The sequence below is a fragment of the Paenibacillus pinihumi DSM 23905 = JCM 16419 genome, from assembly GCF_000422505.1.
In the GTDB taxonomy this organism is placed as follows: Bacteria; Bacillota; Bacilli; order Paenibacillales; family Paenibacillaceae; genus Paenibacillus_D; species Paenibacillus_D pinihumi.
Window position 1 is genome coordinate 94,684 of the sequence record NZ_AULX01000029.1, and the last position, 9,679, is coordinate 104,362.

A 9,679-nucleotide genomic window follows, 5' to 3' on the forward strand; every position below is an offset into this window, starting at 1 on the left:
TCGGGCTTGAACGTAAGCTATCCGAGCAGCAGACTTTCCACCTGATTGACCCAATGGTGCTCCTGATGCTGCTTTTATACGATTCGCCTGGAAAAGGCCTGAGCCGGATTATGGATCATCATTCTGTCAATTGCTTCTTGGGAGACACCCCGTTCCTTCAGCAGCGGCAAAAAACTGTTGATCATATGATCCAGACCGATCGAGCCGCCATAGGATTTCAATCTGGCTCTCGTTGTATCCAGACCGAGAAGAATCAACTCCTCAAATCCCCATTCCAACATTTGCAAAACGAGCTTCGCTTCCTGCTCGTCATCATGGTATTTAAACCTGCCGATAGTGTCATATTCCAGAAATACTCCACATTGTCCAAGATGCTCATGAACGCTATAGTCATGCAGGCTCCGATCCAGATGGCAGACCACGATCTTCTCCGGCTGAAGCCCGGACTTTAAAAAATGCTCCGCCACAACTACCCCCTGCCGGTGTGTCTCCGTATGGCACATGACGGGAATACCGGTCCGCATGGAAGCATCCGCAGCGGCATTTAACAATTTGACAGCTGTTGGCCCGGGAATATCCTCGTCGATTGCTGTTTTGATCAGCCCCGCCCTGGCGTGGATTCTCTGCTGTGGCATTGCCTGATCAGCTCCGACAAACATGCCTTCTTCAAGCTCAGATACAAACAGGTCGGCAAGCTGCTGTTCATCTTTATGAAATAGCCAATGTGACGGCTCATAAAATATCGACTTATGAAATCCGGTAGAGGCAATAACGTGAATGCCTGTCTCACGCGATACCTTTTCCAGCAAATCTCCCATTCTGCCGCTGCCTACGGGCTGGGCATCTATAATAGCGCTTCCTCCAAGGCTTTTAAAATGCAGTAATTCTTCCTTTGTCTTGTCAAAATCATCAATTAGCAGATCAGGATTGAGCCGGGACGGCGTCCCTTCCGCAAGAAACAGATGCTCGTGACTGTGGCAAAATCCAAGCTCCTCTGTCCTGATTTCTCCTAACACGGTTTGAATGGTCTGCATGTTGTCAGCTCCCTGGTTGAGTTGTTAAACATAATATTATCATATTGTCCTGTTGTCTTTACCAGTTAAGCATGAAACACAAATAACTGTCAATATGCGATATGGATGCTGTGCAGCGTGCAAAACTATACTTTTCTCTCCTACTCTTTCACACCATTTTTGTCATGCGCCAACAGTTTATAATATAACGTCGTTCCGTCCAGCTCTCCGTTAGCTGAACGTGCGTAATGGGGGATATGTCCAGCTTCTATATATCCGATTGAACGATAGAGCAGATTGGAAGGATCACCGCTCCGGGTATCCAATACAAGCAGTGAACGGCCTTCACAGAATGCTGCTTGTTCGGCGGTATGCATCAGCTTGCGGCCAATCCCGCCCCGGCGGGAAGACGGATCTACCATCAACTTCGCAATTTCAGCCCGGTGGAGCGCGTTGGCTTTCATAGCAAGATGCAGTTGAACGGTACCGATAATGCATTCTCCTTGTATGGCTGCCCATAATTGCACATCATCCGCGATAACCTGCTGCCAGTAGCCCTCAGCTTCCTCCCGGCTCAAAGGAGGCAAAAAACCGACAGAAGCACCGTCTTCAACAACATGGATCAGAAGTCTGGACAGTTGTTCAGCTGCTCCCCCATCAAGTGTTGTAATTCTTTGCAGTGTAATATTATCGCTCATTCTTTCACTCTCCTTTTTTAAGGGTATTGATTTCACAAGTCAATTTCAATATTTTTACATCCCTCTTTACTCATAGTATACATAAAACAGTTCGTTTTCTTAATGCAAATTGTTGAATTTAGTAACCTTCGGCTTATATTCCTCCATCGAATAACGGATCATATTCAGCGTCAGCAAACGGTCTTCCAAAATGGCCTTACGTTTGGCCTTAAGTACGATTTGCTCAATATCAGCGAAACTGCAACCCTTAAGCAGCGCAGAGGTATGTCCCGTCAACTGCGTTTCGTGTTCGAATTCGCCAATTAATTGTCCAATGTATTCGGTGCGATACTCATCGTCCGGGAGGCCAAATGTCATCTTCGTATCAAATCTGCGCCAAATTGCATGGTCGAGCTGCTCCTCCAGATTGGTAGCAGCCATGAAAATACTGTCACCATCGAACTCATCCAGACATTGCAGCAGTGTATTCACAACCCTCGCCATTTCCTTGACTTCATCATTGTTGTCCCTCGTGCGCGCGATGGCATCAAACTCATCCAAAAACAGCACGCATGGCGACGACCTCGCGAAGTCGAATATTTTCCGTACATTGCTGCCTGTTTCTCCGAGATGGCTATGAATAATCGCATCCAGACGGACAAGAATAAGCGGAATATCCAGCCGCTGCGCCATATAAAAAGCCGTCAACGTCTTCCCTGTTCCCGGCGGCCCGAACATAACCACCTTGTTTGGAACCGGCACATCGTAATGCTCAAACTTCTCTTTCATGCCAAGGGCTAAAATAAATTCCTCCACAATCCGCTTATTAGCCGGATGCAGCACGATCCGTTTAACCTTCCTCGCGCACTCCTTCGGAAGATATACCGTCGCCATATCGATTCCCTTTGCCCGCGGCAGACGGTTATTGTTGTTGTTCTTTGCCATGTTTCTCATTCTCCTTTTGGATGCGAACTAAATGTCTGGCTGAAATTAAACGTAATTATTACATTTAATTAATGTAACAGTTCCACCCTGACCAGTCAACTTGGAAGCAAAATGCTGAATGGACGATAAAAAGGCCAATTCTGATATGAATTAGCCTCCCAAAAGTTTCCCCACCCAATCGTAGCACGCAGCCAACTCTTCATCCGTGACCAAGTCGGACCGGTGCTCGAAAATGATTTTGATATCCGGCTTGGCCTCTTTGATTAGGGTTAGATAAGCTTCGATCGGCGCCCAGCCATCATCCGGATGCTGGTTGGGCAGCACGGGATTGCGCTTGTTGGCAATTTGGTTGTTGCTGCCGATTTGTACATTTGACAAATGTACGGTCCCGGCAAATCTTGCGAACTTTCGAATAGCACCCAGAGCGTCAAAACAAGGGTCAAGCCGATCCTGCAAATACAACCGCGCGGTATCCAGACAGAGCTTGATGCTGCTGTACTTCTCCAACAGACGTGTGACATGATCCGTCGCATACACATAATGATTGATAGCATCCAACTCCAGAACCGGGGTGAACTTATATTTTCGTCCCTGCTCGGATAGCCATGCAAACAGCGCTTCACTTTGCTCCAGGAACAATTCCAGCGGATAGCTGCTCTCATAGGCATATTCACTTGAATCGGTAAAATGCCATGCTCCCCAGTTTACTCTGTCATCGAGAATAACCGGCTTGGGGTAATGGAACAACACGTAGTCTGGTGCGATTTCTGTTAACTCATCCAAAGCCTGCTGCACTCTGGCATACTCTCTGGCCCTGACTGTCTCATCCTGTGCCATAAATAATGCATCCCGCAGTGCATCTGTGTCTCTTAGGGGAAAATGAATACCGACCCGAAATCCCGCATCACGCGATTCTTTCAGCAGATTGCTAATATCTTCATCACCGCGGAACAGGCAAGCCTCAATACCATAAAAGCCCTGTCGAAAATCCCTGGCATACTTGGCGTAATCGAAGCCCCCATATTGACCAATGATGAATCGTTTCATTCGTCAGCCTCCTCAACTTTGCAATACCTTTCCGTCCGCCTCCTTCATCTCAGTTCCAAGCAAGAGGGCAATCGTGGGCGCTGCATCAATATTGTTTTTGTACTTCCTCCTGGAATGGTATAGGCTCTTATTGGAGCCAATACTTAAATTACAGGTCTGGCTCATTAAGTGAAGGTTAAGGTTATAGGAATGTAAATTCAACCGTTAACCGTATTGCTTTTTTTCATATCGTGCATTAACGTTATTAATAGATTTGCACATATAAGCGAATATAAGGAGCGGATGTGCTTGGACTTCAAACAATTGGAAGCCTTTCAGGCTGTATTGGATAAAGGAAGCTACTCAGAGGCTGCGAAGCTGCTCTATGTGAGCCAGCCGACCATCTCCGTCCGCCTCAAGACGCTGCAGGAGGAATTGGGCGTTGTCCTCTTCAAGCAGAATGCTCGCCAGACCCAGGCTACGCTGGCTGGAAGAATCCTTGCCCATTACGTCTCCGACATTCTCAAATTGCACCAAAATGCTGTCCAGGCCATCCACGATACCAAAGATATCAAGCGCAAGCACATCCGCATCAGCACTACTTCTACAGGAACCTATATTCTTCCATTGATTACAAAGAAATTCCAGCAATCCTTCCCCGGAACGCGCCTGTTCCTGTCGATCGGCAATTTTGATTCCGTCGTGAATCAGCTTCATGACGGGAAGACCGATATCGGCATCATTGCCTCGCCGATGGAGTATGCGGGTTTGCGGTCCGAGGTGGTTGGCAACGACTCCATCGTGCTCGTTGCCGGGCGCGGGCACCCACTGGCGAATCGGACCAGGATTACAGTACAGGACCTGCAGGACCAGTGCTTTATTATCCGCGAGCAAGGGTCAGATACACGCAAGCGCTTTGAGGTATGGTGCAGGCAGCATCACTTCTATCCGGCCAATTACATCGAGATTGACCAGCAGGAAGCCATTCGGCTTGCTGTCCTGAATCATGTAGGCATCGCCGTCATGTCCAGTTTTATCCTGCAAAGCGATTCCGGCTACTCGGATCTGATCATCCTGAACACGGAGGGCTTCCCGATTCATCGCCCCTTCCAGGTGCTGCTGCATCCGGACAATGAGGACAATGTGTTCAACCAGGCGTTTGTCCAATATTTGAAAGAACAACTTAGCGAGAGACAGTTTGGCGTGATTAACAACATAGACTCCAAGGCTGCACCGGCCACTACAGATCCAACTTCATCTTAGCGATGTATCCGATCATTCCTTGCATACACCCTCCGTCAAATCAGATGAAGCCCCGGCTCCATGTTTCTTTTTCGGAGGGTGTGCCCCTGCCCCAAATATTCATGTGCGCATCCGTCGATGACAATAAACTGTAAACCATATACCGTTTCCAAATAAGTCGTATTTATTTTTTTAATAGATGATTAAATATAAACTTCAATCCTCCGGCATGATTTTCAAATTTCTCTTGCCAAGCGGGACTTCAAATGTTATCGTGGATGGAAATATTTTCTTAAGGGAGGCTGAGCAGATGGCAGCTGGAACAGATCACATTTTGTTAACGTTACCTGAAAGCTTTGAGAGTGAGAGGCTGCTTATTCGTGCTCCACTATGGGGAGACGGTAAGGCGGTGAATGAAGCGGTCTGTGACAGTATAGAGGAGCTTCGTCCCTGGATGCCGTGGGCACAAAGCGTCCCGTCCGTTGACGAAAGTGAGGCGAATATCCGGCATGCCCGGCTGGAGTTTTTGTCACGAAGAGACTTGCGATTGCTGATTTTTCTCAAGGAATCCGGAGAGTTCGTCGGCAGCAGCGGCCTCCACCGGATTGACTGGCAGGTACGAAAGTTTGAAATCGGGTATTGGGCACGAACGCCATTTGCAGGAAAAGGATATGTGACGGAAGCAGTCGAAGCCATTACGAATTATGCGATAACTGAATTGCGGGCCAATCGGATCTTTATCCGCTGTGACTCGCGCAACACCCGCAGCCGGAACGTAGCCGAGCGCTCAGGCTATACCTTTGAAGGGAAGTTTCGTAATGACGCTTGTGATGTAAATGGAGAACTTCGGGATACACTGGTATTTTCCAAGGTTCGCGGGGTTGAGTTTGAATAAGATGCAGAATCAGAGCTATAACATAGCACAAGAAAAGAGGGGCTGGCCCCTCTCCTTTTTCCGGTCTATACGATTGTTTTTTCTATGATGCAGTACACCATTAGTGAGATGAAACGGCAGGCAGCTCCGCAAATTCACGAAAAATCGTTCTCTTCAGTTCCGGCCATTCCGTATGAATGATGCTGTAATACACATCATCCCTGCTCTCTCCCCTGGCATTGAGATAATTGTTGCGGAAAACACCTTCCTGCTTCGCACCCAGCTTGAGAACCGCCCGCTGTGAACGGATGTTCTCCACATCCACACTGAATTGCACACGGTGGAATCCCATGACCTCAAATGCAAATTTCAGCAGTTCAAACTTGGCGGCTTTATTAATATCGGTGCCTCTGTATGGTGCCCCGTACCAAGTCCATCCGATTTCCAGTCTTTTGCTAAAAAAGGCCAGATTCCCGTACCGGGTTGAACCGGCTACTTCTCCAGTTGCCTTGTCAATGACAATGAACGGATAGGAAATTTTCTCCACCTGATCGGCAAGAGTTCTGGCTATATAATGCTCCAGCGCATAATCATCCAGGATATGATCCTCGGTAAATTTGGTAATTTCCTTGTCAAAGATAATCTTTCGCAGACCTTCTTTGTATTTTCCATGAAACGGCACAAGCTTCACAATATGATTTTCTAACACGATATCCCGCTGAAAAAAATGCATACCGGATACACCATCCTTCGTTCGCAAATGCTAGTCTTCCTTTAGCATAATACTTTACTGGCGTTTAAAGGATGGAGGAAATGAATGAAAATTTGGAATTATTGTATACTGGAGCGGCGTCCGGCCTGATTTGGCGCGCAAATTCGATGCTTTATCAAAAATCCGTTCAGCTCTCCCGGCTACTCCCCGGCCGCCTGGGCACGTTCCATTCTGCCGCCGGAAAAACGCGTGTTCAAGGACATACGGGTATGAACCAGTCTCATCGGAATCAATACTTCTGTTCTGCGCCCAATTCGGCCCCTCCCTTCCGGATGCAGCGCCGACAAGAGGAGCCTTAAATATGAAGTTGTTATTTTCTGAAAAAGATCCGGTTTCATCGTTTGTGTCTCAAAGCCAAGACCATGTATAAGTCCCCGGTGCAGCAGCGATATGCCGACCAATGCGCTTACTCTTCTGAACTCCGGCTGGCTGTCAAATGCACGGCTAATCTGCTGCATCGATTTCCTGAGCAGCCTGGCAGACTGAATGGCTGCCAGATCCGGACCGCTGGTCCGGATGAGCTGCAAGACAGTGTGATTGTTCAAGTGAATTTCCCCGATCCAATCCCCTTCCCGAATAATCGTGGAATCCTCACATACGATACGCGCTCCCCTATGTTTCCTGATCATCACGGTGCAAATGCCGAATTGGAAGGTATTCCAGCAGCGAAATCGCGACGTCCATTTAAAGCCCCGTTCCCAGAGCATCCAACTGTTCTGTATACATGTTTTTAAAAATCGTTGCATCCAGTAACACCACCTGACTGACAGGAACGGATAGCCCGCCCCTGTAATACGAATTTGGAAGAATTGGCTAAATGCGTTTTTGCCGAACGGGAATAATGCTCAGCAAATAAATGATGGCCGAGAGCGCCAGACAGGCCACAATTTGTACGGCCGCATTTTGGTGAAAAATAATCAGGTTGAAAGCATCCTTGAGAACAGCACGCAAAGGAGCAATCGGAATAAATATGACGATGATTCCGATAATCACAACATCAACCACTATTCCATACCAGAAGGTTTGGATCGTGATCAGGCTGTGAAGTACAACCGCCAAAAGCAGCAGAAAAGCAAACTGTTGAAAAAATGCCAGCAATAACCCATGATCGGCCCATCCAAATATATCAAGCAGATTAATAATGCCGCTTGAGGGGATCTTGGCAATGGAAGCATCAATAGTCATGTAACAGACCAAATTTATAGCTGAGAGCAGCCATGCCAACAATATATAGCCGATTGCGCAGCCCTTCATATATTCATTTTTCTTCAAGTTAATATTCATAAATTTCCGAAAGTTACGTGCAGGCGTTAAAATCGCAAGCAAAATCAAGAATATCCACGGGTAAAGCCCGATGCTGAGAAACGGATTTTTGAAGCCGTCTGATCCGGAAATCAGATAGTTGGATAGCCCCCCTAATATACAAACGGCAGTTATAATCCAAGCAACCGTTTGATTTTTAAGATTTACTTTTGTAACAGCGAGTGCCGTTTTCATCTAATGTTTTCCTCCTTCCCGTCTCCTACAAGTCCAATAAAGAAATCCTGCAGCCCAAGTGCTGATACTGCATATTTGTCACTGCCGGTAATACGGTTGTCATATACATATTGTGACAGAAATCCGCCGGCTTTCGTCTCTCCGATGATTCGCAGCCCTTCTGTAGCCTTTCGGACTGAATCGGCAGGGCCTGTGACGCAATAAGCCTTTTCATCAATATCATTCATATCTGTGTAAAGTACGAGTTCCCCTTTGTTGATAATAATCAGCTTCTCGGCCACTTGAGCCATCTCATCAATGAGATGGGTGGACACGATAACGATTTTTGGTCTCTCTGTGCAGCTCTCCTGCAGAAGTTCATAAAACGTTCTGCGCATGACCGGATCAAAGCCCATCACAGGCTCATCCAGCACCAGGATCTCCTTGCCTGATGATAAACCAAGCAGAGTATTCACCATCGTTTTCATTCCAAATGAGAGCTGATTGTACCGCTTCTTGAGGTCCAGCTTGAACCTCTCGGCATTCCGCAATGCGAACCCATAATCAAACAGCGGGTTTAAATCATCAGCAGCCCTGAATAAATCGGCAAGCTTCATATTAAATTGTGAGGCATTGCTTTCAATAAAATGTACATCCTCCGGCATGGCGAGTGTACTGACTGCCCTGCCGTTGACATAGATGTCGCCACTGGTTGTGTTGATATGCCCGGACAGCGTTTTGAGAAATGTGGTCTTGCCTGCACCATTGCGTCCCAGCAGGCAGTAGATGCCAGGCTGCTCGATGGAGAGTGAAAAATAATTCAGCGCAATCGATTTGCCGTAGTCTTTTATGACATTTTTAAATTCAATCATGGCCATGCTCCTTTATAATTTTCAGTAAATCCTCCACGGATATGCCGATCTTATTCGCACTTTCAATAAACTCCGGCACAAATTGCTCAAAAAATGTTTCGCGACGCTCTCTTAAAATAATCTCCTTGGCTTCTTGTGTTACAGCCATGCCCACACCTCTTTTTTTATACAAGATGCCCCGATCGTTCAGTATGCTAACGGCCTTAACCGAGGTTGTCGGATTTACGGACAGCAGCTTTGAGATTTGTGTCGTTGAGATAATCATGTCGTCCACACCATATCTGCCCGAAAGAATATCATCCTCAATCATTTCCACGATTTGTACAAAAACCGGTTTTTCAAATTTCATTCCCGCCCCTCTTTCAACTCCATGGGATAAATGGTTAATGATTTAACTCATTAACCTGAATTTATGCGATAATCGGAATTTTGTCAAGGATTTTTGTGAATGATGTTATTCGTCTGTGATAATGTCATCCCATAACTGTTCTGAGATAATGTCACTATGGGACAGGAGACAATTACGTTGACAAAAGCCGAACTGAAGAAGGTACACGTAGTGGAGAAGATTCTTGAGGGACATATGACGAATGCGGAAGGAGCGGCAGCCTTGGGGATGACGCAGCGCCAGGTCATCCGGTTGAAGAAAAACTACCAAACAGGAGGCGCACAAAAACTTGCCCATGGAAACCGGGGTCGGAAACCGAGCCATGCGCTGGCGGATGAAATCAAGGAACGGGTGGTGACCTTGTACAAGGAGAAATACCATGGAAGCAACAACT

12 protein-coding genes are annotated in these 9,679 nt (G+C 46.9%); 3 read left to right on the forward strand and 9 right to left on the reverse strand.

What is annotated here, in order from left to right:
* Positions 1–74: 74 nt before the first annotated feature.
* The 4 genes from H583_RS0111235 to H583_RS0111250 all read right to left on the reverse strand — a co-directional run bounded on the left by H583_RS0111235 (position 75) and on the right by H583_RS0111250 (position 3,682).
* Positions 75–1,034 carry a phosphotriesterase family protein gene (locus tag H583_RS0111235; RefSeq protein ID WP_028560553.1) on the reverse strand — a complete coding sequence of 320 codons (960 nt, stop codon included), beginning with the start codon at positions 1,032–1,034 and terminating at the stop codon, positions 75–77.
* 140 nt (positions 1,035–1,174) lie between these two features.
* Complete coding sequence (locus H583_RS0111240; RefSeq protein ID WP_028560554.1) at positions 1,175–1,711, reverse strand: GNAT family N-acetyltransferase; 537 nt, start codon at positions 1,709–1,711, stop codon at positions 1,175–1,177.
* Between the two features lie 99 nt (positions 1,712–1,810).
* Complete coding sequence (locus H583_RS0111245) at positions 1,811–2,644, reverse strand: AAA family ATPase (RefSeq protein ID WP_028560555.1); 834 nt, start codon at positions 2,642–2,644, stop codon at positions 1,811–1,813.
* A 141-nt stretch (positions 2,645–2,785) separates the two neighbouring features.
* On the reverse strand, positions 2,786–3,682 hold the full coding sequence (locus H583_RS0111250) for a TIM barrel protein (RefSeq protein ID WP_028560556.1): 897 nt from the start codon (positions 3,680–3,682) through the stop codon (positions 2,786–2,788).
* A gap of 288 nt (positions 3,683–3,970) precedes the next feature.
* On the opposite strand from H583_RS0111250, the gene H583_RS0111255 reads away from it, so the two are divergent.
* Positions 3,971–4,924: a LysR family transcriptional regulator gene (locus tag H583_RS0111255; protein ID WP_028560557.1), complete on the forward strand. Its 954-nt coding sequence runs from the start codon at positions 3,971–3,973 to the stop codon at positions 4,922–4,924.
* 289 nt (positions 4,925–5,213) lie between these two features.
* Positions 5,214–5,798 (forward strand): GNAT family N-acetyltransferase, encoded by a 585-nt coding sequence (locus H583_RS0111260; RefSeq protein WP_028560558.1) that lies wholly within the window; start codon positions 5,214–5,216, stop codon positions 5,796–5,798.
* Positions 5,799–5,898: 100 nt separating this feature from the next.
* On the opposite strand, the gene H583_RS0111265 is transcribed toward H583_RS0111260, so the two are convergent.
* The 5 genes from H583_RS0111265 to H583_RS0111285 form a co-directional block, all read right to left on the reverse strand.
* Entirely contained in the window at positions 5,899–6,537 is a 639-nt protein-coding gene (locus tag H583_RS0111265) for a GNAT family N-acetyltransferase (RefSeq protein ID WP_245585900.1), read from the reverse strand.
* A 152-nt stretch (positions 6,538–6,689) separates the two neighbouring features.
* The gene (locus H583_RS0111270; protein WP_028560560.1) at positions 6,690–7,295 is read right to left on the reverse strand and encodes a YkoP family protein; all 606 of its coding nucleotides are present in this window, start codon (positions 7,293–7,295) and stop codon (positions 6,690–6,692) included.
* 67 nt (positions 7,296–7,362) lie between these two features.
* The gene (locus tag H583_RS0111275) at positions 7,363–8,046 is read right to left on the reverse strand and encodes a hypothetical protein (protein WP_028560561.1); all 684 of its coding nucleotides are present in this window, start codon (positions 8,044–8,046) and stop codon (positions 7,363–7,365) included.
* A complete protein-coding gene (locus tag H583_RS0111280; protein ID WP_028560562.1) occupies positions 8,043–8,897 on the reverse strand; it encodes an ATP-binding cassette domain-containing protein in 855 nt (284 codons plus the stop codon). The genes H583_RS0111275 and H583_RS0111280 overlap by 4 nt, the downstream gene beginning before the upstream one ends.
* Positions 8,890–9,246 carry a GntR family transcriptional regulator gene (locus tag H583_RS0111285; protein ID WP_028560563.1) on the reverse strand — a complete coding sequence of 119 codons (357 nt, stop codon included), beginning with the start codon at positions 9,244–9,246 and terminating at the stop codon, positions 8,890–8,892. The genes H583_RS0111280 and H583_RS0111285 overlap by 8 nt, the downstream gene beginning before the upstream one ends.
* A 177-nt stretch (positions 9,247–9,423) precedes the next feature.
* On the opposite strand from H583_RS0111285, the gene H583_RS0111290 reads away from it, so the two are divergent.
* The coding region (locus H583_RS0111290; protein WP_028560564.1) for a helix-turn-helix domain-containing protein at positions 9,424–9,679 on the forward strand (256 nt) is incomplete at its 3' end.

Excerpts from the sequence above, each read along its gene's own strand:
- H583_RS0111235 (WP_028560553.1), bottom strand. The coding sequence starts at position 1,034 with ATGCAGACCATTCAAACCGTGTTAGGAGAAATCAGGACAGAGGAGCTT.
- H583_RS0111240 (WP_028560554.1), bottom strand. The coding sequence starts at position 1,711 with ATGAGCGATAATATTACACTGCAAAGAATTACAACACTTGATGGGGGA.
- H583_RS0111245 (WP_028560555.1), bottom strand. The coding sequence starts at position 2,644 with ATGAGAAACATGGCAAAGAACAACAACAATAACCGTCTGCCGCGGGCA.
- H583_RS0111250 (WP_028560556.1), bottom strand. The coding sequence starts at position 3,682 with ATGAAACGATTCATCATTGGTCAATATGGGGGCTTCGATTACGCCAAG.
- H583_RS0111260 (WP_028560558.1), top strand. The coding sequence starts at position 5,214 with ATGGCAGCTGGAACAGATCACATTTTGTTAACGTTACCTGAAAGCTTT.
- H583_RS0111270 (WP_028560560.1), bottom strand. The coding sequence starts at position 7,295 with ATGCAACGATTTTTAAAAACATGTATACAGAACAGTTGGATGCTCTGG.
- H583_RS0111275 (WP_028560561.1), bottom strand. The coding sequence starts at position 8,046 with ATGAAAACGGCACTCGCTGTTACAAAAGTAAATCTTAAAAATCAAACG.
- H583_RS0111280 (WP_028560562.1), bottom strand. The coding sequence starts at position 8,897 with ATGATTGAATTTAAAAATGTCATAAAAGACTACGGCAAATCGATTGCG.
- H583_RS0111285 (WP_028560563.1), bottom strand. The coding sequence starts at position 9,246 with ATGAAATTTGAAAAACCGGTTTTTGTACAAATCGTGGAAATGATTGAG.